Source organism: Teichococcus aerophilus, from assembly GCF_014490485.1.
Taxonomy (GTDB): Bacteria; Pseudomonadota; Alphaproteobacteria; order Acetobacterales; family Acetobacteraceae; genus Pseudoroseomonas; species Pseudoroseomonas aerophila.
Window position 1 is genome coordinate 12,826 of the sequence record NZ_JACTVA010000019.1, and the last position, 22,906, is coordinate 35,731.

Below are 22,906 nucleotides of genomic sequence, written 5' to 3' on the forward strand. Positions count from 1 at the left end.
TTACCCTTTCATTCTTGCGGCAGGCAGTGTGGAAACACCGCCCTGACGACCATTCAATTGCTAGCGGCAAATGAACGCGTCGTCCCGAAAGAAGTTGTGAGCAAATGTTTCGAGATCAGTACTACGTTTGTAACCCCGAAAACCCACGCAGAAAATCGAGTTCTTTTTTCTACGCCAATTCTGCCATGAATTCGCCGCAGCATACATAGGCGCGGCACGGTGGGGCGGAAGACTTGCTTCCGCCCCCTGCCCCGATTACTCGGCGGCAGCGCCGTGGTGAAGTGCGGCCGTCTCGGCGGAAATCAAGCCGTTCTTCAGATCGGACGCCACCTTCGCCGGGTCACGCTCCACCGGCGCACCCAGGCCGCCACCGCCGGGGGTCAGCACCACCAGCCGCTCACCGGCCGGGATGACCTGCAGGCCCTTGCCACGCAGCACCTGGCCGGAGCCGAGCCCGACATAGCCGGCCGCGCCGTCCGCGCCACCATCCCGCCCGCGCGGCGGGTACTGGATGCGGTCGAACGCCGCCAGCAGCTCGAACGGCGCGTCGTCCCGGTTCTCGATCTCCATGATCTGGCCGAGGCCGCCGCGATACCGCCCGGCGCCGCCGGAATCCGGGCGGAACTCCTTGCGCCAGAACATCAGCGGGGACTGGATCTCCGCGATCTCCACCGGCGTCCCATGCACGCCGGAGGGATAGGCGGCCGCCGAGAGCCCATCCTGCGCCGGGCGGCCGCCGGTACCGCCATTGGTGGTGATGGCCAGCGCATAGCCATGGTTCGGCCCGTAGCCGGCCGGACGCGTGCCACGCACGGCGATGTTCCAGAGGCAGGAGGTGCCCTCCGCCGGCACCCGGTCCGGGATCGCCTGCCGCAGGCAGCCGAACACCATGTCCGGCAACATCTGCCCGATGATGTGACGGGACGAGACCGGCGCCGGCTTCTCCGCATTCAGGATGGCGCCCGCGGGGGCCGAGACGGTCAAGGGTGCCAGCGAACCTGCGTTGTTCGGGATCTGCGCCGCAACGACGCAGCCCAGCCCGAACACCGTATAGGCGGTGGTGTAGGCGATCGGCACGTTGATGCCGCGCCGCGCCGCGTCCGAGGTGCCGGTGTAGTCGACGTGGATGCTGTCCTCGCCGATGGTCAGCTTCGCCTTCAGCTCCAGCGGGTGGTCGTAGCCATCCACCATCATGCTGTAGGACCAAGTGCCCTTCGGCAGTTTCGCGATCTCCGCCAGCACCGCCTCGCGCGAGCGGGCGATGATGTGCTCGGCCAGCGGGTCCAGCGTATCGATGCCGAACTCCTCCATCATGGCGGAGAGCGCGCGGGCACCGACGTCGTTGCAGGCGGCCAGGGAATAGGTGTCGCCCTCAGTATCCACCGGCAGGCGGGTATTGGCGCGGATCATCGCCATCAGCGTCTCATTGACCTGACCCTGGTCGATGAGCTTCAGCATCGGGATGTAAAGGCCTTCCATGAAGACATCGCTGGCTTCAGGCCCGTTGCCGAGGCCGCCAATGTCCATCAGGTGGCTGGTGCAGGAGAACAGGCCGACCAGTTTGCCGCGATGGAAGGCGGGCGTGGTGATGACGAAGTCGTTCAGGTGCCCCGTGCCCATCCACGGGTCGTTGGTGATGTAGGCGTCGCCTTCCTTCATCGTCTCGACCGGGAAGTGACGGATGAAATGCTTCACCGCCTCGGCCATCGAGTTGATGTGGCCGGGCGTGCCCGTCACCGCCTGCGCCAGCATCCGCCCCTTCAGGTCGAACACGCCGGCGGAGATGTCCTCGCATTCCCGCACGATCGGGCTGAAGGCGGTGCGGATCAGCACCTGCGCCTGCTCGCCGACGACGGCGATCAGGCGGTTCCACATGATCTGCAGGTCGATCAAGCCGGGCTGGGCGCTCATGCCGCCTTCCTTTCCATCACGATGCAGCCGGCGCCATCGATATGCGCGTCGAAGCTGGCGGATACGTAGGTCGTCGTCTCATCCTCGGCGATCACCACCGGTCCAGGCACCACGGCCCCCGGCGGCATGGCGTTGCGCTGGTACACCGGCACCTCGACGCGCTTCTCGCTGCGGCCATCGAAGATCCAGCGGACGCCGGTGGGCGCCGGCGCCTCGGCCACGCCGACTGCCGGCATCACCTCCGGCTTCTTCGCCTCGGTGGAGACCAGCACGGACCAGTTCAGCACCTCGATCGCCGCCTTCGGGATGATGCGTGCGAACTGGGAGGCGTACTCGGCCTCGAAGATCCGGCGCAGCTCCGGCACGTCGTCCACCGTCAGCTCCCGGTTCGGCAGCAGGACGGTGATTTCGTGGCCCTGGCCGACATAGCGCATGAAGGCCATGCGGCGTTCGAACAACGGCGCGCCCTGGGCGCCCGGCTCCACCAGCGCGCGCGCGGCCGCCGTCATTTCCGTGAAGAGTGACGAAACCGAACCACTATCAAAGCTTTCATCCACCCGCGCATGGCGGGAGCGGACGATCTCATAGGCCACCGGCGCCGCCAGGAATCCCACGGCCGAGCCGACGCCCGCATTGGGCGGCACCAGCACACGGCTGACGCCCACCTTCTCCGCCACCCGGGCCGCGTGCAGCGGCGCGGCGCCACCAAAGGCGATCATGGTATGCTGGCCGATCACCGCGCCACGCTCCGCCGCATGGACGCGGGCGGCGCTGGCCATGTTCTCGCACACCATCTCATACACGGCGTAGGCGGACATCTCGGCGGAAAGGCCCAGCTTGTCACCGATATGCGCCTTCAGGGCGCCGAGCGAGAGGTCGTCCCGCAGCGTCATGGTGCCGCCCGCGAAGCCCTTGGGCTCGATCAGCCCCATCGCCACGTCGGCATCCGTCACCGCCGGCCGCGTGCCGCCCTGCCCGTAGCAGGCCGGGCCGGGAACGGAGGAGGCGCTCTCCGGCCCCACCGCCACGCGCTGCATCGCATCCACCTGCGCGATGGAGCCACCGCCGGCACCGATCTCGACCATCTCGATCACAGGGATGCGCAGCGGCAGGCCGGAGCCCTTCAGGAAGCGCGCCGTCCGGTCCACCTCGAAGAAGCGGGACGTCGCCGGCTCGCCCTTCTCGATCAGGCAAACCTTGGCGGTGGTGCCGCCCATGTCGAAGGACAGCACGCGCTGCTCATTCGCCCGCAGCGCCACCTGCGCGGCGAAGATGGCACCGCCGGCCGGGCCGGATTCCACCAGCCGCACCGGGAATTTCTGCGCCGTCTCCAGCGCCGTCAGCCCACCACCCGAGGTGACGAGGTAGGTGGCACCGCGATACTGCCGCGCCTGCAACGCCGCCGCCATGCGGCCGAGATAGCCTTCCATCAGCGGCTGCACATAGGCGTTGGCAACAGCGGTGGAAGTCCGCTCGTACTCGCGCACCTCCGGGCAGACCTCGTGCGCCATGGTGATGGCCAGGCCCGGCAGCAGCGCCTTCAGCACCGCCGCCGCCTGCTGCTCATGCGCCGGGTTGGCGTAGGCATGCAGGAAGGCGAAAGCGACGCTCTGCACGCCCGCCTTCTCCAGTTCCGGTGCCAGCGCGGCGACTGCCGCCTCATCCAAAGGCAGGCGGACGATGCCCTCGGCATCCACCCGCTCCGGCACCGTGAAGCGCAGCGCGCGCGGCACCAGCGGGCGCGGCTTCTCCAGCGTCAGGTCATACTGGTCGTACCGGCTCTCGGTGCCGATCTCCAGCACGTCGCGGAAGCCCTCGGTGGCGACCAGCGCCGTCTTCGCCCCGCGCCGCTCGATGATGGCGTTGGTGGCCAGGGTGGTGCCATGCACGAACACATCTATGTCGGAGAAATGCAGCCCCGCATCCTCCAGCACCAGCCCGATGCCTTGCAGCACCCCTTCCTCCGGCGCCGCGGGCGTGGTCAGGACCTTGCGGGTACGCCGCGTGCCGCCTGCATCCAGGACGACATCAGTAAAGGTTCCGCCAATATCAGCGGCCAACCGGACGGGTGGCGAGGTCTGCAACACGGCAACTCCCAGGATATCGTCGCTGGAGCGTGGCGGCCTGCGGCGGGATCGCCAACCGGCCGGAACCACGCAGTCAAACAGAAGCCCAGAACGTGGCATGGTGAATCCGCCACGGACCAGGAGCTTACCGTTTAGCAATCGATATGCCAGAGGCTCCCTCGCAGATACCGCAAGCCCAGCGCCACGGTTCCGTCCGTGTAGCCGGCGCCCAGCGCCTGCGCCGTAGGCGTTTCCGCGTGCGATGCCAGCCAGGCGGTCAGCACCATGCGCCGCAGCATGACGAAAGCGGGCAGCATCCGCACATCCGCCGCCGACAGCGGCGCCACCTGCCGGTAGCCGCCGACCCAGGCGCGCAGCAGCGCCGGCACCACGGGCTCATGCTCCATGAAGCTGACGGCGGCGGCGAAGTCGTAGAGGTACCAGCAGAAGCCGCAATCATCGAAGTCGATGACGCCGAGCCGCTCACCCTCCACCAGCAGATTGGTCAGGCGCAGGTCGGCATGCACCAGGCCGAACCGCTCCGGCCCGTCACCATATTCCAGCAGGTCTGCCCGCAACTGTTCCGCCACCCCGGCCAGCACGGCAGCCCCACCCGCATCCAGCCCGATGGCGGCCCGCCAGGGGCCCCAATGTGGCGCATCGCCCAGCATGGTGCTGAAATCCCACCGCTTGCGGTTGAAGCCGGGTGGGCGCCGCCAGCCCCTGCCCTGCGCATGCAGCCGCGCCGTGAGGCCGCCCAGCCGCGCGAACCACGGCCCCAGCGCGCCATTCTCCTGCGGCTCCACGCCCGGCATGTACGCGAAGGCCACTGCGTGGCGCAGCACCGCGCCATCCGGCAACACCTGCAACAGGCGCCCATCCCGCCCTGGCAGCGGCGCCGGCGTCTCTACTACCGCCTCGGCGCGCAGGGCGCTGATCCAGGCCAGTTCCGATTCCATCTCCGCCCGTTGGTGGTAGCCCTGGCGGTACACCCGCAGCACAACCCGCCGCCCGTCCGCCTCGGCCAGGAAGGTCGCGTTCTCGGAGACGTTGAGCAAGGACAGCGCCGCCGTGGCCGGCAGGTTCCAGCGTGGCAGCGCCACCCGCACCAGGGCCCGTAGATGCTCCAGGAAGGGCGGATCGTACATCAGGCGGCGGATAGCGGATCGGCCACCCGGCGCGAAGAGGCTAAGAAAGCCGGCTACCTGCCCTCAGGCCTGGCCGGCGGCGCCGAAGCGGGTGATGCGGAACGGCTCCAGCGGAATATCCGTCCGCCCATCCAGCACCAGCTCGCTCATGATGGCGCCGATGGCAGGGCCCAGCTGGAAGCCGTGGCCGGAAAAGCCGAAGGCGTGGAACAGGCCCGGCGTGGTGCTGCTGGGGCCGATCACCGGAATCCGGTCCGGCATCTGCCCGTCGATGCCGGACCAGGAGCGGATGACCTGCACCCCTTCCAGCGCAGGCACCAGGGCGATGGCCAGCGCCGCCGCCTCCATCGTCACTTCCGGGATGGGGCGGGACCACGGCGTCTGGCCGGGCTGGCCCGGATCGCTCTCCCCATGCCCGCCGCCGATGATGACGTTGCCGCGCGGGATCTGCCGCAGATACACGTTGCCGCCGACCACGCCGAGATTGGGCTCGATGAAATAGCCCATCGGCTCCGTCACCAGCATGTTGGGGCTGAGCGGCACGATCGGCACCGCCTCCCCGAACGCTTCCGCCACCCGGCCGCCCCAGAAGCCGGCCAGGTTGAGCAGGACCGGCGCGACGAACACGTCCCCGGCGGCGGTGCGCAGGCGGAAATCGGCACCGTCATGCGCGTAGTCCATCACCTCCGTCCGCTCATGCAGCGTGGCGCCGGCATCGCGGGCGGCGCGGGCCAGGGCCGGCGTCATCAGCCGCGGATTGGCGGAGCCATCCTCCGGCGCGAAGGACCCCGCCAGCACCTTCGGCCCCAGCCACGGGTACTCGCCATGCAGGGCATTACGGCCGATCATCCGCAGCGGCAGCCCGTGCTGCTTCGCCACGTCCAGGTAGGCGATGAGGTTGGCTTCCTCCGCGTCGTCGCGCGCCAGCTTCAGGTGGCCGGTGACGGTGAATTCCGCCTCCGTCCCCGCCAGCTGCTTCATCCGCCCCCAGATCTCGCGCGACTTGCGCGCGATGGGCAGTTCCGCCGGGTTGCGCCCCTGCTGCCGCACCCCGCCGTAATTGACGCCGGAAGCCTGGCCACCGACCAGCCCGCGTTCCAGCAGCACCACCCGGCTGCCACGCAGCGCCAGGTGCAGCGCGGCGGAACACCCCGCACCCCCACCACCGACGATCAGTACATCGCAACGCGTCTCGGTCATGGCGTGGCCGTCAGGGGTATGGGCTTCACCGGGGCCTGGCCGCGCAGGCGGCCGACCTCGGCCACGCTGCAGCCCAGTTGCGCCGCCAGGATCTCGGCCGCCGCGGCGCCGCAGACGCGGCCCTGGCAGCGGCCCATGCCGGCGCGGCTGATCGCCTTGGCGCGGTTCAGCTCCGGTGCCGGGATCGCCGGGCCGGTGGTGGTGGCGCGCAACTCGCCCACCGTCAGCCCCTCGCACCGGCAGAACAGCGCGTCGTCCGGCAGGCCGGCGGCGAGGTGCGAGGGAAACGGAAAGGCCTTCTCCAGCGCCACGCGGAAGCGGCCGAGGCTGGCCAGTTTGCGGTCCAGCGCCGCTGTTTCCACCCTGCGTCCCGCATCCTGTAGCAGCGCCAGCGCGGCGCGCGCACCGGCCACTTCCGCCACCTCGGCACCGCCGATGCCGCTGCCGTCGCCCGCCAGGTAGATGCCTGTCACCGGCGTGCGCCCGGCGGCATCGCGGCGCGGCACCCAATTGTGCTGCGCCGCATCAAACACAAAGGGAATACCGGCCAGGTCGGCCAACTGCGCCTCCGGCTTCAGCCCCCAGCCGAGCCCGACCGCATCGCATTCCACCCGGTGCACGCCGCCCTTGGCGTCGCGCCAGGAGAGACCGGACACCGAGCCAGCGCCCTCGATCGCCAGCGGCGTCACGCCCTCCGCGATGCGGATGCCGTGCGCGCGCAGCCAGCCGATATAGTACAGGCCCTTGGCGAAGGTGGCCGGCCCGCGCAGCATCCCTGGCGCCGCCGCCAGCTTGGTGGCGAAGCGCGTGGTATCCAGCACCGCCACGACCTCCGCTCCCGCCTTGGCGTACTGGTAGGCCACCAGCCACAGCAACGGCCCGCTGCCCAGGAAAGCCACGCGCTGCCCGATGCCGCAGCCCTGGGATTTCAGCGCGATCTGCGCGCCGCCCATGGTGGTCACGCCCGGCAGCGTCCAGCCCTTCACCGGCACCACGCGGTCCATCGCGCCGGTGCAGAGAATGGCAGCGTCGTATTCCACCACGCCCTGCCGCCCGGCGCTCAAGGTGCTGAGCTGCCTCTGGCCGGGGCGGATGTTCCAGACCAGCGTCTCCGGCCGCCAGTCGGCGCGGGGCTTGGCGGCATCCAGCGCGGCGTGCAGCGCGGTGGCCCGCGGTGCCTCGAACCCATATAGCGTCTTCGCATCCCGCCGCAGGCCGGCGGGCGGGCGCTGGTAGATTCGCCCGCCGCCATCCATCGCCTCGTCGATCCACACGGGGCGGATATCGTGCGCCAGCAGCGCCTCCACCGCACGCACGCCGGCCGGCCCGGCCCCCACCACCGCGACCTTCATCCGCGCCGCACCTTCATCCCGTCCTTCGCCAGCGTGGCACAGGCGCGCACCCGGCCAAGGCCTTCCACCACCACCCAGCAATCCTGGCAGGCGCCCATCAGGCAGAAGCCGGCGCGGTGGCCATCGCCGAACTCGCTGTCCCGCAAATGCCCGGCGCCGCCGGCCAGCAACGCGGTCAACACCGTATCGCCTTCCAGCGCGGCGAGGCCGCTGCCCTCCAGCGTCAGGTGCAGCGTCGCACGGTCGGTATCGCGCAGGCGAACCAGCTTCAAAGCGTATCCTCATGCCGGCAGTTCACCAGCAGTTCCGCGACCGATGCGGTGTTGGAAAGCTGCAACAGCGTCTCCACCAGCAGCGCCAGGTCCTCGGGGCGGGACATCTGGTCGCGCGGCCACTTGGTCACCTGCGCCGTCATGTCGGTATCGACGAAGCCGGGGCACAGCGCCGTGGCGCGGATGCCGTGTTCCCAGCCCAGCCGCCGCACTTCCTGCGTCAGTGCCATGACGGCGAACTTGCTCATGGCGTAGCCAAGATTGTCGTTCCGCACCCGCTTGCCGGAGAGCGAGGCGATGTTGACCACCCGACCCTCCCCCGCCGCCACCAGATGCGGCCATGCCGCGCGGATCACCTGCACCGGCGCCATGGCGTTGACCGAGAACATCTCCTGGAAGGCATCGTCCGGCCCTTCCAGCAGCGAGGCACGCGGGTTGATGCCGGCGGCGTTGATCAGCGCATCGACCCGGCCGAAGCGCTCCACCGTGCCCTGCACCCAGGACGCCGCGCTACCCTGCCGCGTCGCGTCGTAGGCGAAGCCGGTGCTGCCGGCGGGCGCGCGGGCGATATCCCGCACCCCCGCGCTGATCTGGCAGCCCGCCGCCAGCAGCCGTTCCGCCACCGCGCGCCCGATGCCGCGCGCGGCACCGGAGACCATCACCACCTTGCCGGCAATCTCCCGCATCTCAGCCGACCGTCGCCGTCTCGAAAGTCAGGCCGGAATAGAAGGTCAGCGCTCCGGGCAGGTTCTTGAAGCCGGTGACGTCCTTCTTCATCGCGTAGCCCTGGCTGCGCCAGGTCAGCCCGGCGATGGGCGCCTGCTCGATCGCCACCTTCTCCATCTCCCGGTAGATCGCCCGGCGCTTCTCCGCATCGAACTCGGCCCGGCCTGCCGCCAGCAGCTCGGTGATCTTGTCGATCTTCAGCCCGAAGCTGCGGACATAGGAGGGCGAGAGCGATCCATCGATGAAGTTGGTGATGCCGTCTGGGTCGTTGCTATCCGCCGCCGTGCCCATCACCGCCATGTCGTACTGGCCACGGTTGCCGATGGCGACGCGGGTGGACCAGTCCGGCAGGTTCAGCTCCGCCTTGATGCCGACGGCGGCCAGGTGGTTCTGCACCACCTCCGCCGTATCCTTGTGCATGCCATACTGCGCGGTGGAGAGCAGGCCGCAGGAGAGGCCGTTGGGGAAACCGGCCTCGGCCAACAGGCGCTTCGACAACTCGGGGTCGTAGCGCCAGCCATCCTTGAACTCGGCGTTGTAGTAGGCGGAGGATTCGGCGATCGGCAATTGCTCCAGCGCCGAACCGCGGCCGAAGAATGCCGCCTTCACCAGCTCGTCCCGCCGCACCGCATGCGCCACGGCCTTGCGCACCCGCGCATCGTTGAAGGGCGGTTTGCTGCCGTTGAACACCAGGAACATGAAGGCGCCGTCCACCGCATCCAGCGACAGGGCGGGGTTGGCGGTGATGGCATCCATCGCCTGCCACGGCACGTATTCGATCAGGTCCAGGTCGCCCGATTGCAGGGCGGAGACGCGCAGATTCTCGTCCGAATAGGCGATGACGCGCAGGCCCTTCAGCTTCGGCAGGCCCGGCTTGTAGAAATTCGGGTTGGCCTCGAAATCCAGCGACGTCCCGCGCTCCTGCGCCTTCAGCACGAAGGGCCCGGCGCCGGAGGGGCTGGCGCGGTCGGAATTGCGGGAAATGATGGGCAGGTGGTAGCTGGCCAGCATCACCGGCAGCGTCACCACCGGCGTCTTGGTCACGATGCGCACGGTGCGGTCGTCAGGCGTCTCGACGCGCTCGACATTCTGCATCTCGGTGCGGAAGAAGGCGGTGGAGCGCTCGCCCGCCACCTGCTCGATCGTCCATTTGACGTCGGCGGAGGTCACCTTCTCGCCGTTCTGGAACTTGGCGTCGCGCAGCTTGAACACCCAGGCATGGGTACCGTCCTGCGCCCAGGACTCCGCCAGCTCCCCGCGCAACGTACCGTCATCGGCATAGGAGGTCAGGCCGCGATACATCAGCAGCTTCATCGTCGCCGCCGCCGTGCCGCTATTGGCCCAAGGCTGGATGGTGGGCGGGAAGCTGGAAAGGCCGAAGGTCAGCACGCCCGGCGTACGGGCGCGGGCACCCGGCACGCGCAGGAAGGGCAGTACGGCGGCGCCGGCCATGATGGCACGGCGGGAGAGAGTCGGAGGCATCGGTGCAGTCTCCTGGCTACTCGGGTTCAGCATGAACCGGGCCTCGCCCGGCACTCTCTCTCCCCGGGCGGCGCGGCCTGCTTGCAGGCTGCGCCGCGCGGTTCTCAGGCGTAGGCCTGCTTCGCGCGCGTGGCGCTGATCACGCCCTCGGCCACGTCTCGCGCCACGGCATCCTCCGGGCGGGCGGCGGGCGGGCCGTAGCCGCCGGCGCCGGGGCTGACGACGGCGAACCACTGCCCCGCCTTCAGCGCCGCCGCTTCCTTCCTGAACTCGACGCCCGGGCCGCATTCCACCGCGCCGCGCGCACCTTCCCCGCCGCCCAGCAGCCCCCAGCTCTGGGACCGCAGGCGGGAGACGTCGACGCGCACCAGGCAGTCCCGGTCGGCGCGATACACCCGCCGCAGGCCCATGCCGCCACGATGCGTGCCGACGCCGCCGGAATCCTGCACCAGCTCGTAGCGCATCAGCGTCAGCGGGTACTCGATCTCCAGCGCCTCGACCGGCAGGTTGGAGGTGTTGGTGGCATGCACGTGGATGCCGTCCAGCCCATCCTTCGTCGCCCGCGCGCCACCGCCGCCGCCCATCGTCTCCAGATACACCCAGGTGCTGCCATCCGCCTTCTGGCCAATGAAGGTGGCGACCGTGCAGGCGGAGTTGGAACACGCCGTCACCCGCTCCGGCACCGCCTGCGCCAGCGCGCCGAGGATGAGGTCGGACACGCGCTGGCAGGTCTGCACCCGCCCGTTCACCGCCGCCGGATGCACGCAGTTCAGCACGCTGCCTTCCCGCGCCGTGATACTCAGTGGCCGCGCCAGCCCGGCATTGGGCAGGATCGTCGGGTCCACGACCGACTTCACCACGTAGTAGGCGGTGGCCAGCAGCGCCGTGTAGGTCATGTTCAACCCGGCGCGCAGCTGGTCCGGCGCATCGAAATCCAGCGTCATGCTGTCGCCGGCGATGGTGGCCGTCACGCGCAGCGGCAGGTTGTAGTCGATCTCGGGGTTGTCGAAGACATCCTCGAAATGCCAGGTACCGTCGGGCATGGCGGCGATGCCGGCGCGCATCTTGCGCTCGGCATAATCCAGCAGTGCGTCGGCTGCGGCCAGCACGACATCTGCGCCATACTTGGCGCACAGGCCCTGGAAGCGCTGCACGCCCACCCGGTTGGCCGCCATCTGCGCCCGCAGGTCGGACAGGCGCTCATGCGGTACCTGGCAGTTCAGCAGGATGAGGTTCTGGATATCCTCCTGCAGCACGCCCTGGCGATACAGCCGCACCGGCGGAATCCGCAGGCCTTCCTGATAGATATGCGCGTGCCCGCGATCGGCGAAATCCGAGTGATGCGCCAGGTTGACCGTCCAGGCGACGATCTTGCCATCGACGAAGATCGGCTCCGCCAGCACGATGTCCGGCAGGTGGGTGCCGCCGCCTTCATAGGCGTCGTTGCCGACGAACACGTCGCCCGGCCGCATGTCCTCGACGCGGTGCTTCCGCATGATGTGCGGGATGATGCCGATGAAGCTGCCCAGGTGGATGGGGATGTGCTCCGCCTGGCACAGCGTCTCCCCCGCCGCGTTGAACAGGGCGGTGGAGCAGTCCCGCCGCTCCTTGATGTTCGTGGAGTAGGAGGCGCGGATCAGCGCCTCGCCCGTCTCCTCGACAATCGAGGACAGCGCGGCGCCGATGACCTCGACGGTGATCGGGTCCAGCACGGGCGCGGTGGCCTGGGACACAGCCTGGCTCATGCCACGACCTCCAGGATGAGGTTGAGGTAAGGGTCGACGCGCGCGGACATGCCCGGCGGTACCACTGTCGTCGTATCCATCTGCTCGACGATGGCGGGGCCGGCGAAGCGGTGGCCCGGCTTCAGCTCGTCACGGCTATAGATCGGCGTCGGCACGAAATCCTGCGCTTCCGGGAACCAGACCGGGCGCTGGCCGGTGATGGCGCCGGAAGCATCAGGCCCCGCATCCGGGTAGCGCAACAGCTCGGCCTTCTTCACCAGCCCCGTGGCTTCCAGCCGCAGGGTGACGACCTGCACGGCCTCCCCCTCGGCGATGAAGCCGTAGCGCTGGCGGTGCAGTTCCTCGAACCCGGCGGCCAGCGCGTCCAGCGTCGCGGCCGTTACCGGCCCTTCCGGCAGCGGCACGGCCAGCTCGTAGTTCTGTCCAGCGTAGCGCATATCGGCGGTGCGGGTCAGCTGGCGGTTGGCGGGGGCGATGTCCTCATGCTCGAACCACTCCTCCGCCCGCGCCGTCAGTGTCGCGAAGCCATCGGCCACCTCGCCGATCGAGCCCGGCGCCAGCGGCAGCAGCTTCGTCGCGGCGAAATCGGCGCGCAGATCGGTCAGCAGCAGGCCCATGGCGCAGAGGATGCCGGGATTGCGCGGCACCAGCACGCGCTTCATGTCCAGCTCCTTCGCCAGCCGCGCCGCGTAGAGCGGGCCGCCGCCGCCGAAGGCCATCAGCGTGAAGTCGCGCGGGTCATGCCCACGCTGCACCGAGATCACCCGGATCGCCCGCGCCATGTTGGCGGTGACGACGGAGAGAATGCCCTGCGCCGTCTCCATCAGCCCCAGGCCGAGCTGATCCGCCAGACGCTGGATGGACGCCTTGGCCAGGTCCTGCCGGATCGGCATGCGCCCACCCAGCAGATGCGTCGGGTTCAGCGTCTGCAACACCACGTTGGCATCGGTGGTCGCCGGCTCGGTGCTGCCCTTGTCGTAGCAGACCGGGCCCGGGAAGGCGCCGCAGGAACGCGGCCCGACCTTCAGCAGGCCGCCGGCATCGACATGCGCGATGGAGCCGCCGCCGGCACCCACCGTGTGGATGTCCAGCATCGGGGCCTTGATCGGGTAGCCATGCACCACCGCTTCGCTGGTCAGCCGGCACTGGCCGCCCTGCAACAGCGCCACGTCGGTGGAGGTACCGCCCATGTCGAAGGTGATCAGGTCCTCGAACCCGGCCAGCTCGCCGATCACCTGCGCGCCCACCACACCCGTGGAAGGGCCGGACAGCACCGTCCGCACCGGCAGGCCGGCGGCGGCCGAGAAGCTGATGACACCGCCATTGGACTGCGTCAGATGCGGCGTCGCTGTCATCCCTAGCCCTTCCAGGCGCGGCGTCAGCTTCTCGATATAGGACCGCATCACCGGCCCCAGATACGCATTCAACACCACGGTGGAGAGCCGCTCATACTCGCGGAATTCGGGCGCGATCTCATGCCCCGCGCTGATGAAGGCGTCCGGCATCTCCTCGCGCAGGATCTGCACCGCCCGCGCCTCATGCTCCGGCCGGATGAAGCCGTAGAGGAAGGAGACGGCGACCGCCTTCACCCCAGCCTCGCGCAGCGCCACGGCGGCCTGGCGCATCTTCGCCTCGTCCAGCGCGGTATCGATGCTGCCATCGTGGCGCACACGCTCGGGCACTTCCTGGCGCAGGTCGCGCGGCACCAGCACCGGCGGCTTGTCCGCCTGCATGTCGTACAGGTCCGGGCGCTTCTGGCGGCCGATCTCCAGCAGATCGCGGAAGCCGTCGGTGGTGACCAGGCCGGTCTTCACGCCACGATGCTGGATCAGCGCATTGGTTGCCACCGTGGTGCCATGGCCGAAATAGGTAACGGCTGCGGCAGGCTGGTCGCCCGCTTCCGGCACCACGCGGCGCATGCCTTCCTCGACGCCCTGGGCAATGCCGCGGGATGGGTCGTCGGGCGTGGAGGAGACCTTCCACACCTCGACGCGGCCATCATCCTCGTCGAACAGGCAGACATCCGTGAAGGTGCCGCCGGAATCCACCCCGACCCGCCAACGCGCCATTCTTCAGCCTCCTCGCGGCATCTCCCGCATGCGGGGGCCACGTCCCGGCCAAACTCTTCGCCTTGATTTGGCTGGCGTCCAGTATAAATTTCATCCACTGACAGTCGGGACGTCATAATTTCAACATACGGAATTATGCCGTTTCACAGGACGAGAGTTGCGCCCCGAGGAGTGGCCATGGACACCACCGGCAGCCTGCCGCGCGGCCTGCAGATCCTGCGCCTTCTCGGCGACGGCGGCCCCGACGGCCAACGTCTCAGCGACATCGCCGAGGCCGCCGGACTGCCACGCCCCACCGCGCACCGCCTGCTGCGGATGCTGGTGGCGGAGGGGTTCGTGGAGCACGACGCCGCCGCCCGCCGCTACCGCCTCAGCCTGGAGTTGTTCCTGCTGGCCGCCCGCGCCGGTAACCCCACCGGGTTGCGGGACCTCTGCCGCCCCGCCCTGCTGCGGCTGACCGCATCCCTGGGCGAGACGGTCTTCCTGCTGGTCCATAATGGCTACGACGCCATCTGCATCGACCGCAGCGCCGGGCCGCTGCCCATCCGCTCCTTCACCGGCGATATCGGCGGGCGGGTCCCGCTCGGCCTCGGCCAGGGCTCCACCGCTATCCTGGCCTGCCTGCCGGAGGAGGAGCGCGAAGACATCATCCGCCACAACCTGCCGATCATCCGCAATCTCGGCGGCTCGGACGAACCGGTGCTGCGGGCCGAGATCACCCGCGTAAGGCGGGAAGGCTACTCCATCATGCCTGGCGTACTGCCCGGCATGGCCGGCCTCGGCGTGCCGCTGCTGGACCGCGATGGCCGCGCCGTCGCCGCCCTCAGCATCGGCACCACCACGGATCGCCTGGGCACCGACCGCCGGGACCTGGTGGCCAACCTGCTGCGCGCCGAAGCCAACGCCATCGCCCCGCGCCTCAACCCGTTCGACCCCGCCCTGCGGCGGGCCGGCGCGGCGATGGAGGCGAGCGTAGCGCGGTGAGGTAGAGACGAAGGCTGGGGAAGGAATTCCCCCAGGCCCCCATCTTTTTTCTGCGAGTCAAGCGCACCTTAGAACTGGAGAGGTGGCGCCTCAGACGATTTTAAAACATCACGCGGGCTCAGCTGTCCGCCGCGGGATATTTTGGACCTCCGCCCCGGTTTCCACATAACGCAACCTCCGCCGCGGCAGTGCCCACCAAACTCGAAGACATAAAGAAGGGATCCGGGGAATCCCTTCCCTGGCCTTCTCCACCCCCACCGCGTGCCACGCCGACTTCAGGCGCGTCGCCACATAAAGGCGGCTCAACAGCCCGCCCATGAAAAAGGCCGGGGAATCGCTTCCCCGGCCTTCCTTCGATCAAAGCGTCGGCTCACTCCGCAGCGGCGGGGGCCGTGCTGGCCGGCAGCGGCAGGGCGTCGCCGGTCATGGCGGCGTCCAGGCGGTCCTTGTCCAGCTCGCCCTCCCAGCGCGCCACCACGATCGTCGCGACGGCGTTGCCGACCAGGTTGGTCAGCGCCCGGCACTCGGACATGAAGCGGTCGATGCCCAGGATCAGCGCCATGCCGGCCACGGGGACCGAGGGCACGACGGAGAGCGTCGCCGCCAGGGTGATGAAGCCCGCGCCGGTAATGCCGGCCGCGCCCTTGGAGGACAGCATGGCCACCAGCAGCAGCAGGATCTGGTCACCCCAGCTCAGCGGAATGTCGGTGGCCTGCGCGATGAACAGCGCCGCCAGCGTCATGTAGATGTTGGTGCCATCCAGGTTGAAGCTGTACCCGGTGGGGATGACGAGGCCGACGACGGACTTCTTGCAGCCCGCGCGCTCCATCTTCTGCATCAGCGTCGGCAGCGCGGCTTCCGAGGAAGACGTGCCGAGCACCAGCAGCAGCTCCTCCTTGATGTACTTGATCAGCTTGATGATCGAGAAGCCGTTGTAGCGCGCCACCGCACCCAGCACGACCAGTACGAAGATCAGCGAGGTCAGGTAGAAGGTCCCGACCAGGAAGGCCAGGTTGATGACGGAGGAGATGCCGTAGCGGCCAATGGTGAAGGCCATGGCGCCGAAGGCACCGATTGGCGCGGCCTTCATCAGGATGCCGACCAGCGTGAAGATCGGCGCCGTCAGCGCGTGCAGGAAGTTCAGCACCGGCGTGGCGCGCTCCCCCACCATCGCCAGGGAGATGCCGAACAGCACGGCGAAGAACAGCACCTGCAGGATATCGCCCGAGGCGAAGGCACCGACGATGGTCGTCGGGATGATGTTCATCAGGAAGCCGGTGATGGTCTGCTCATGCGCCTGGGCGGCGTAGCCCTGCACGGCCTTGGCATCCAGCGTCGCCGGGTTGATGTGCAGCCCGTAGCCCGGCTGCACGATGTTGCCGACAATCAGGCCGACGATCAGCGCCAGGGTGGAGAAGCAGAGGAAGTAGAGCATCGCCTTGCCGGCGACGCGCCCGACCTTCGTCAGGTCGCTCATGCCGGCGATGCCGGTGGCCACGGTCAGGAAGATCACCGGGGCGATGATCATCTTCACCAGCTTGATGAAGGCGTCGCCCAACGGCTTCATCGCCGTGCCCTCCTCCGGCCAGAAATGGCCGAGGGCGATGCCGAGGGCGATGGCCACCAGCACCTGGAAATACAGGTGCTGGTAGAGGCGCTTCGGGGGCTGGTGCCTGGTCTCCGCCGGGGCGGTGAAAGTCGCCATGTCGTTTCCTCGTGGGACGGCCCCGCCACGCCCTTGCCGGCGCCCAGAGCCCCAGTCCTTGAAATGGTTGGGCTGTGATGGTCGGCGGTCGTGCGGCCGCCTCGGCTGCTGCTTTCGCAAGCGGCGTGCCAACGGTGCAGGCAGCGGAAAACATGGAAAAGACATATGATTCATGTTTCCGGCGGCGGCTCCTTGTGCGGAAATCCGCTCGTGGCCCCACCTTCGAGTGTGGTAAACCGCACAGATATGCCCGCTTCGAACCCCCGAACCCTCCTGCGCCGCCGGCGTGCGGATCAGCGCGCCGCCGGCCGGCTGGGGCTGTTGCTGCTGGCCGGCGCCGCATCCCTGGTGCTGGCGTGGTTCAGCGGCCAGGCCGCCCGGCGCCAGGCGGGGGAGGAACTGACCGGCCAGGCCGCCACCACCGCCACGCTGAACGCCGCGGTGCTGCGCAGTGAGCTGGAGAAGCAGCGCTCCCTGCCGTTCGTCCTGGCCCAGGACCCGGATCTGCTGGCCGCGCTGGCCCAGCCGGACGGGGCGACCTTCGCCACGCTGAACCGGAAGCTGGAAACGCTGAGCCAGGGCACCGGCGCCAACGTCATCTACCTGATCGACGCCACCGGCCTCGCCGTCGCCGCCAGCAACTGGCAGGAGCCCACCAGCTTCGTCGGCAACGACTACCGTTTCCGCGAGTACTTCCAGCGCGGCATGCAGGCCGGCGCGGCGGAGCATTTCGCCCTTGGTACCGTCAGCCGCCAGCCTGGCCTCTATATCTCCCGCCGCCTCGGCCCCGCCGCCGCGCCGCTCGGCGTCGTCGTGGTCAAGGTGGAGTTCGATGCGGTGGAGGAGACCTGGCGGGTGTCGGACCGTGCCCCGGGCGGGGAAGCCGCACGCCCCGTCTATGTGACGGACGAGCAGGGCATCGTGCTGCTGACCAGCCGCCCCGCCTGGCGTTTCCGCACCGACCGCCCCTTGCCCGTCAGTGCCCTGGCCGATATCCGCGAGAGCCTGCAATTCGGCGACGCGCCGCTGACCGAGCTGCCCCTGCGCCCCAACCCGGCGGCGCCGGATACCGGCGCCGTGCTGCTGGACGATGCGGATGGCCGCGCCACCCCGCTGCTGCGCGTCAGCCAGGCGGTGCCGACCGCGCCCTGGCGGCTCACCCTGCTGGTGCCAGCCGAGGCGACGCTGATGGCGGCCGAGCGGCAACGCCGCTGGGCGGTGCTGCTGGGCTGCCTGCTGGCCATCGGCCTCGGCGCCGTGCTGCTGCAGCGGCGGGACCGCGCCCTGCGCCGCGCCGCCAGCCAGGAAGCCGCGCGGCAGGAGCTGGAAGAGCGCGTCGCCGCCCGCACCGCCCAGCTGCGCGGCGAGATCGCGGAACGGGAGCGGATGGAGACCCGGCTGGAGGATGCGCGGGAGACCCTGCGCCAGGCCAACCGCCTCGCCACCCTCGGCCAGGTGGTGGCCGGCGTGGCGCATGAGATCAACCAGCCCGTTGCCGCCATCCGCAGCTATGCCGGCAACACGGCCACCTTCCTGGACCGTGGTGAACTCGCCCCCGCCCGCCGCAACCTGGAGACGATCACCAAGCTGACCGAGCGGATCGGCGGCATCACCGATGAACTCCGCACCTTCTCCCGCAAGGGCGTTGGCCCCGTGCGCCCGGTGCGGGTGGCGGAGGCGGTAGACGGCGCCGTCATGCTGCTACGCTCCCGCCTGGACCACCAGGGCGTGCCGCTGTTCCGCCCGCCGATGCCGGGGGACCCACGCGTGCTGGGCCGCCAGGTGCGGCTGGAGCAGGTGCTGGTCAACCTGATCCAGAACGCGCTGGAGGCCCTGGAAGGCCGCCCGGACCCCGAGATCCACCTGGAAGCCACCATCCAGGAAGGCGAGGTTCGCATCGTGCTGCGCGACAACGGCCCCGGCATCCCGCCCGAGATCCAGAAGGCGCTGTTCATGCCGTTCTCCACCAGCAAGGCGCAAGGGCTGGGGCTCGGCCTCGTGCTCTGCAACGACATCGTCACCGAGGCCGGCGGGCGCATCGAAGTGGCGAGCACGCCGGAACGCGGCACCGCCTTCACCATCATCCTGCCCGAGTATCGCGGAGAGCCCGCATGAGCATCACCCGCGTCGCCTTCGTCGACGACGACGCCGACCTGCGTGCCGCCAATGCCCAGACGCTGGAGCTGGCGGGCCTCACCCCCCTGCCCCTGGCCTCGGCCGCCGAGGCGCTGGAGCATATCGACGCCAGCTTCGCCGGCGTGGTGGTCAGCGACATCCGCATGGCGAAGATGGACGGCATGCAGTTGTTCCGTCGCCTGAAGGCGGTGGACCCGGATTTGCCCGTCATCCTCATCACCGGCCATGGCGACATCGCCATGGCGGTGGAGGCCATCCGCGAAGGCGCCTACGACTTCATCCCCAAGCCCTTCGCACCGGAGACGCTGCTGGCCAGCCTGCACCGCGCGCTGGAAAAGCGCCGTCTGGTGCTGGAAAACCGCCGCCTGCGCGAAGCCGCCGCCGAGACCAGCGCCGAGGATGCGGTGATGCTGGGCGAGACCCCTGCCATGCAGCGCCTGCGCCGCACCCTGCACCAGGTGGCCGATGCCGATATCGACGTGCTGGTGGTGGGCGAGACCGGCGCCGGTAAGGAAGTGGTGGCCAGCCTGCTGCACCGCTGGGGCCGCCGCGCCCCCCGCCCCTTCGTCGCCCTGAATTGCGGCGCGCTGCCGGAGACGGTGATCGAGAGCGAGTTGTTCGGCCATGAGGCCGGTGCCTTCACCGGCGCGCAGAAGCGCCGCGTTGGCCGCATCGAGCATTCCAGCGGCGGCACCCTGTTCCTGGACGAGATCGAGAGCATGCCGCTCTCCCTTCAGGTCAAGCTGCTACGGGTGCTGGAGACACGCAAGGTCACCCCGCTCGGCACCAACGAGGTGCGCGCGCTGGATCTGCGCGTCGTCGCCGCCAGCAAGGTGGATCTGGGCGAGGCCTCCCGTGCCGGTGCTTTCCGCGAGGACCTGTTCTACCGCCTCAACGTCGTCACCATCCGCATCCCGCCGCTGCGGGAGCGCAAGGACGACATTCCGCTGCTCTTCGCCCATTTCCTCGCCCGCGCCGCCGGCCGCTTCCGCCGCGACGCGCCGGACATGACCGCGGCGATGGAGCGCCACCTGCTGCAACACGACTGGCCCGGCAACGTGCGCGAACTGGCCCACTATGCCGAGCGTGTCGCCCTGGGATTGGAGATGGGCGGCCACGACGCGGCGGAGCACGACACCGCCGCCGCGCCAGACGAAGCACCGGACGGCACGCTGCCGGAGCGGATGGAGCGCTACGAGGCCGGGCTGATCCGCCAGGCGCTGGAAAGCCATGGCGGCGATGTGCGCGCGACGCTCCAGGCCCTCGGCATCCCGCGCAAGACCTTCTATGACAAGCTGACGCGGCATGGCATCGACCGTGCCCGCTATGTGCGGCAGGAGTAACGCCATGGATATCGCTTCCCTCGAGACCCCGGTGCCGGTGGTCGATCTCGGCATCGCCGAAGCCAACATGCGGCGGATGCAGGCCTATGCCGACGCGCACGGGCTGGCGCTGCGGCCGCACATCAAGACCCACAAGCTGCCCGGCCTGGCCCGGCGGCAGGTGGAACTGGGCGCTAAGGGCATCACCTGCCAGAAGCTGGGCGAGGCCGAGGTGATGGCCGATGCCGGCCTGGACGACATTTTTATCAGTTACCCCATCGTGGGTGAAGCGAAGGCGGAACGCCTCGCCGCCCTCGCCGCGCGCGTGAAGATGCGTGTCAACGCCGACAGCAGCGCCGGCATCGCGACCATCGCGCGGGCCGCCCGCCATGGCCACGAGATCGGCGTCGTCATCGAGTTCGACAGCGGCAACAAGCGCAGCGGCGTGATGACGGTGGACGAGGCCGTGGCCCTGGCCAAGGAAGCCGCCGCCACCCCCGGCCTGCGCTTCGACGGGCTGATGACCTACCCGACCAGCGCGGCCTCCGCCGCCTTCCTGGCCGAGGCACTGCCCCGGCTGGAAGCCGAGGGGCTGAACCCGGTGGTGCTCTCCGGCGGCGGCAGCCCCAAGGCGCTGCAGACGCATGAGCTGGCGCCGGTCAACGAGCTGCGCGTCGGCACCTACATCTACAACGACCGCAACATGGTCGGCGCCGGCGCCGCCACCTGGGACGATTGCGCACTGACGGTGCATGTCACCGTCATCAGCCGCCCGGAAGAGGGTCGCGCCATCATCGATGCCGGCAGCAAGACCTTCACCTCCGACCTGACGGCCGAGGGCGCGGCAGGCGGCTACGGCTACATCCTCGAATACCCCGAGGCCCGCATCGATCGCATCAGCGAGGAACACGGCATGGTCGATCTCTCCGCCTGCACCCGGAAGCCGCAGATCGGGGAGCGGCTGCGCGTCATTCCCAACCATGTCTGCCCGGTCAGCAACCTGCATGACCGCATCGCCACCACGCGCGATGGCGAGTTCCTCGGCTTCGTCGACGTCGCCGCCCGGGGGCGCACGCTGTGAGCACCCCGGAAGACCGCATCGCCGCGCTGGGCCACACCCTGCCCGTGCTGGGCGCGCCCCGCTTCGCCTACGTGCCGTTCAAGCGCGTCGGCGATGTCGCCTACATCTCTGGCCAGGTGCCACGCCACCCCGATGGTTCCGTCACCACCGGGAAGGTGGGCGAGGCCCTCACGGTCGAGCAGGCGCAGAAGGCCGCGGAACTGTGCGCGCTGCACATCCTCTCCGTCGCCAAGGCCGCCGCCGGCAGCCTGGAGAAAGTGGAGTTCCTGAAGATCTTCGGCATGGTCTACGCCACGCCGGAATTCGGCCAGCAGCCGCAGGTCATCGATGCCTGCTCCAAGCTGCTGTTCGAGGTGCTGGGCGAGAATGGCCGCCACGCCCGCTCCGCCGTCGGCATGGGCTCGCTGCCCAGCAACGTACCGGTGGAGATCGAGGCGGTGATCCGGATTCTGGATTAATCGCCGCTGACTGACAGGCGAGCCAGCTACGAGGCGCGGTCAGTCAAACCGGCCTCCGGCAGCAGGAAGACGCGGAAGGGCGCGCTGCCCTTCCGCCTTGCCGGATCAGGCCTCGACCGGCAGCTTCACTTCGCTCATCCAGCCATGCTTGTCCTCGGCGCGGCCGTACTGGATGCCGACGATGGCATCGTACAGCTTCTGCGTCAGCGCGCCGGTCTGGCCGTTGCCGATGCTGATGACCTCGCCCTTGTAGCCCAGCTGACCGACCGGGGAGACGACGGCGGCGGTGCCCGTGCCCCACATCTCCTTCAGCGTGCCATCGCGCCCCGCCTGCATCACCTCGTCGATCGAGACGCGGCGCTCGGAGACATTGACGCCCCAGTCGCGCAGCAGCGTCAGGATGGAATTGCGCGTCACGCCATCCAGGATGGTACCGGCCAGCGGCGGTGTGATCACCTCGTCGCCGATCTGCATCATGATGTTCATGGTGCCGACCTCGTCGATCCACTTGCGCTCGACGCCATCCAGCCACAGCACCTGGGTGTAGCCCGCGCGCTCCGCCTCCTGCTGCGCGGAGAGGGAGGCGGCGTAGTTGGCCGCCGTCTTCGCCTCGCCCAGCCCGCCCTGCACGGCGCGGACATGGTTGTCCGTCGCCAGGATGCGCACCGGCTTCACGCCTTCCTTGTAGTAGGCGCCGACGGGCGAGCAGATGACGAAGTAGATGTAGCTGTGCGCCGGGTGCACGCCCAGCATCACGTCGGTGGCGATCACGGTGGGGCGGATATACAGCGACGTACCCGGCGCGTGCGGCACCCAGTCGTGGTCGGCGGCCACGATCGCCTCGAAGGACTGGCGCACCAGCTCCGGGTCCAGCTCCGGGATGCACAGCGCGCGGCAGGACTTGTTCAGCCGCTCCGCATGCCGCCGGGCGCGGAACAGGCGGATGGCGCCATCCGCGCCACGATAGGCCTTCAGCCCGTCGAACACCGCCTGGCCGTAGTGCAGGACAGAGGTCGCCGGGTCCATGCTCAGCGGCGCGTAGGGTACCACGCGCGGGTCGTGCCAGCCCTTCCCCTCGGTGTAGTTCATGATGAACATGTGGTCCGTCAGGACCTTGCCGAAGGAGAGCGAGGCATCGGCCGGCTTGACGGCCGGGTTCTGGGTACGGGTCAGGCTGATCTGGGCTGGGGCGGTCATGGGGCCGGTGCTCGCATCTTTGTTGCGTCCTACCCCCATACTATCGCAACAC

17 protein-coding genes are annotated in these 22,906 nt (G+C 69.1%); 5 read left to right on the plus strand and 12 right to left on the minus strand.

Features of this window, described 5'->3' with window-relative positions; all coding sequences use genetic code 11:
* Nucleotides 1-255 precede the first annotated feature (255 nt).
* From IBL26_RS12020 to IBL26_RS12065, 10 genes are all read right to left on the minus strand, one after another.
* Nucleotides 256-1,911, minus strand: a complete 1,656-nt coding sequence (locus IBL26_RS12020) for a hydantoinase B/oxoprolinase family protein (RefSeq protein WP_187784730.1) — start codon at nucleotides 1,909-1,911, stop codon at nucleotides 256-258.
* Nucleotides 1,908-3,995, minus strand: coding sequence for a hydantoinase/oxoprolinase family protein (locus IBL26_RS12025; RefSeq protein WP_187784785.1), 2,088 nt, complete (start codon nucleotides 3,993-3,995; stop codon nucleotides 1,908-1,910). Before IBL26_RS12025 ends, IBL26_RS12020 begins: the two co-directional genes overlap by 4 nt.
* 134 nt (nucleotides 3,996-4,129) lie before the next feature.
* Complete coding sequence (locus IBL26_RS12030; protein ID WP_187784731.1) at nucleotides 4,130-5,125, minus strand: phosphotransferase enzyme family protein; 996 nt, start codon at nucleotides 5,123-5,125, stop codon at nucleotides 4,130-4,132.
* Nucleotides 5,126-5,188: 63 nt separating this feature from the next.
* Nucleotides 5,189-6,325, minus strand: coding sequence for an NAD(P)/FAD-dependent oxidoreductase (locus tag IBL26_RS12035; RefSeq protein WP_187784732.1), 1,137 nt, complete (start codon nucleotides 6,323-6,325; stop codon nucleotides 5,189-5,191).
* Nucleotides 6,322-7,677 carry an FAD-dependent oxidoreductase gene (locus tag IBL26_RS12040; protein WP_187784733.1) on the minus strand — a complete coding sequence of 452 codons (1,356 nt, stop codon included), beginning with the start codon at nucleotides 7,675-7,677 and terminating at the stop codon, nucleotides 6,322-6,324. Before IBL26_RS12040 ends, IBL26_RS12035 begins: the two co-directional genes overlap by 4 nt.
* Complete coding sequence (locus IBL26_RS12045) at nucleotides 7,674-7,949, minus strand: (2Fe-2S)-binding protein (RefSeq protein ID WP_187784734.1); 276 nt, start codon at nucleotides 7,947-7,949, stop codon at nucleotides 7,674-7,676. Before IBL26_RS12045 ends, IBL26_RS12040 begins: the two co-directional genes overlap by 4 nt.
* A complete protein-coding gene (locus tag IBL26_RS12050) occupies nucleotides 7,946-8,635 on the minus strand; it encodes an SDR family NAD(P)-dependent oxidoreductase (protein ID WP_187784735.1) in 690 nt (229 codons plus the stop codon). The genes IBL26_RS12045 and IBL26_RS12050 overlap by 4 nt, the downstream gene beginning before the upstream one ends.
* Before the next feature lies 1 nt (nucleotide 8,636).
* Nucleotides 8,637-10,157, minus strand: coding sequence for an ABC transporter substrate-binding protein (locus tag IBL26_RS12055; RefSeq protein WP_187784736.1), 1,521 nt, complete (start codon nucleotides 10,155-10,157; stop codon nucleotides 8,637-8,639).
* 104 nt (nucleotides 10,158-10,261) lie between these two features.
* The gene (locus IBL26_RS12060; RefSeq protein ID WP_187784737.1) at nucleotides 10,262-11,902 is read right to left on the minus strand and encodes a hydantoinase B/oxoprolinase family protein; all 1,641 of its coding nucleotides are present in this window, start codon (nucleotides 11,900-11,902) and stop codon (nucleotides 10,262-10,264) included.
* The gene (locus IBL26_RS12065; protein WP_187784738.1) at nucleotides 11,899-13,971 is read right to left on the minus strand and encodes a hydantoinase/oxoprolinase family protein; all 2,073 of its coding nucleotides are present in this window, start codon (nucleotides 13,969-13,971) and stop codon (nucleotides 11,899-11,901) included. Before IBL26_RS12065 ends, IBL26_RS12060 begins: the two co-directional genes overlap by 4 nt.
* Nucleotides 13,972-14,148: 177 nt before the next feature.
* Between IBL26_RS12065 and IBL26_RS12070 the strand changes: the two genes are divergently transcribed.
* Nucleotides 14,149-14,955 carry an IclR family transcriptional regulator gene (locus tag IBL26_RS12070; RefSeq protein ID WP_187784739.1) on the plus strand — a complete coding sequence of 269 codons (807 nt, stop codon included), beginning with the start codon at nucleotides 14,149-14,151 and terminating at the stop codon, nucleotides 14,953-14,955.
* Nucleotides 14,956-15,325: 370 nt separating this feature from the next.
* On the opposite strand, the gene IBL26_RS12075 is transcribed toward IBL26_RS12070, so the two are convergent.
* Nucleotides 15,326-16,660: a dicarboxylate/amino acid:cation symporter gene (locus tag IBL26_RS12075; RefSeq protein ID WP_187784740.1), complete on the minus strand. Its 1,335-nt coding sequence runs from the start codon at nucleotides 16,658-16,660 to the stop codon at nucleotides 15,326-15,328.
* A gap of 246 nt (nucleotides 16,661-16,906) precedes the next feature.
* Between IBL26_RS12075 and IBL26_RS12080 the strand changes: the two genes are divergently transcribed.
* The 4 genes from IBL26_RS12080 to IBL26_RS12095 are packed head-to-tail and all read left to right on the plus strand — an operon-like array spanning nucleotide 16,907 to nucleotide 21,657.
* On the plus strand, nucleotides 16,907-18,775 hold the full coding sequence (locus IBL26_RS12080; protein ID WP_187784741.1) for a sensor histidine kinase: 1,869 nt from the start codon (nucleotides 16,907-16,909) through the stop codon (nucleotides 18,773-18,775).
* On the plus strand, nucleotides 18,772-20,139 hold the full coding sequence (locus tag IBL26_RS12085) for a sigma-54-dependent transcriptional regulator (RefSeq protein ID WP_187784742.1): 1,368 nt from the start codon (nucleotides 18,772-18,774) through the stop codon (nucleotides 20,137-20,139). Before IBL26_RS12080 ends, IBL26_RS12085 begins: the two co-directional genes overlap by 4 nt.
* A gap of 4 nt (nucleotides 20,140-20,143) precedes the next feature.
* Nucleotides 20,144-21,199 (plus strand): alanine racemase, encoded by a 1,056-nt coding sequence (locus tag IBL26_RS12090; RefSeq protein ID WP_187784743.1) that lies wholly within the window; start codon nucleotides 20,144-20,146, stop codon nucleotides 21,197-21,199.
* Nucleotides 21,196-21,657 carry a RidA family protein gene (locus tag IBL26_RS12095; RefSeq protein WP_187784744.1) on the plus strand — a complete coding sequence of 154 codons (462 nt, stop codon included), beginning with the start codon at nucleotides 21,196-21,198 and terminating at the stop codon, nucleotides 21,655-21,657. Before IBL26_RS12090 ends, IBL26_RS12095 begins: the two co-directional genes overlap by 4 nt.
* Nucleotides 21,658-21,762: 105 nt before the next feature.
* Here the strand turns inward: IBL26_RS12095 and IBL26_RS12100 are convergent, their stop codons facing one another.
* Complete coding sequence (locus IBL26_RS12100; protein WP_187784745.1) at nucleotides 21,763-22,854, minus strand: branched-chain amino acid aminotransferase; 1,092 nt, start codon at nucleotides 22,852-22,854, stop codon at nucleotides 21,763-21,765.
* Nucleotides 22,855-22,906: the final 52 nt, after the last annotated feature.

Coding starts and splice junctions, on each gene's coding strand:
- IBL26_RS12080 (WP_187784741.1), top strand. CDS start 16,907: ATGCCCGCTTCGAACCCCCGAACCCTCCTGCGCCGCCGGCGTGCGGAT.
- IBL26_RS12030 (WP_187784731.1), bottom strand. CDS start 5,125: ATGTACGATCCGCCCTTCCTGGAGCATCTACGGGCCCTGGTGCGGGTG.
- IBL26_RS12020 (WP_187784730.1), bottom strand. CDS start 1,911: ATGAGCGCCCAGCCCGGCTTGATCGACCTGCAGATCATGTGGAACCGC.
- IBL26_RS12050 (WP_187784735.1), bottom strand. CDS start 8,635: ATGCGGGAGATTGCCGGCAAGGTGGTGATGGTCTCCGGTGCCGCGCGC.
- IBL26_RS12100 (WP_187784745.1), bottom strand. CDS start 22,854: ATGACCGCCCCAGCCCAGATCAGCCTGACCCGTACCCAGAACCCGGCC.
- IBL26_RS12035 (WP_187784732.1), bottom strand. CDS start 6,325: ATGACCGAGACGCGTTGCGATGTACTGATCGTCGGTGGTGGGGGTGCG.
- IBL26_RS12085 (WP_187784742.1), top strand. CDS start 18,772: ATGAGCATCACCCGCGTCGCCTTCGTCGACGACGACGCCGACCTGCGT.
- IBL26_RS12090 (WP_187784743.1), top strand. CDS start 20,144: ATGGATATCGCTTCCCTCGAGACCCCGGTGCCGGTGGTCGATCTCGGC.
- IBL26_RS12040 (WP_187784733.1), bottom strand. CDS start 7,677: ATGAAGGTCGCGGTGGTGGGGGCCGGGCCGGCCGGCGTGCGTGCGGTG.
- IBL26_RS12075 (WP_187784740.1), bottom strand. CDS start 16,660: ATGGCGACTTTCACCGCCCCGGCGGAGACCAGGCACCAGCCCCCGAAG.
- IBL26_RS12060 (WP_187784737.1), bottom strand. CDS start 11,902: ATGAGCCAGGCTGTGTCCCAGGCCACCGCGCCCGTGCTGGACCCGATC.
- IBL26_RS12065 (WP_187784738.1), bottom strand. CDS start 13,971: ATGGCGCGTTGGCGGGTCGGGGTGGATTCCGGCGGCACCTTCACGGAT.
- IBL26_RS12070 (WP_187784739.1), top strand. CDS start 14,149: ATGGACACCACCGGCAGCCTGCCGCGCGGCCTGCAGATCCTGCGCCTT.
- IBL26_RS12055 (WP_187784736.1), bottom strand. CDS start 10,157: ATGCCTCCGACTCTCTCCCGCCGTGCCATCATGGCCGGCGCCGCCGTA.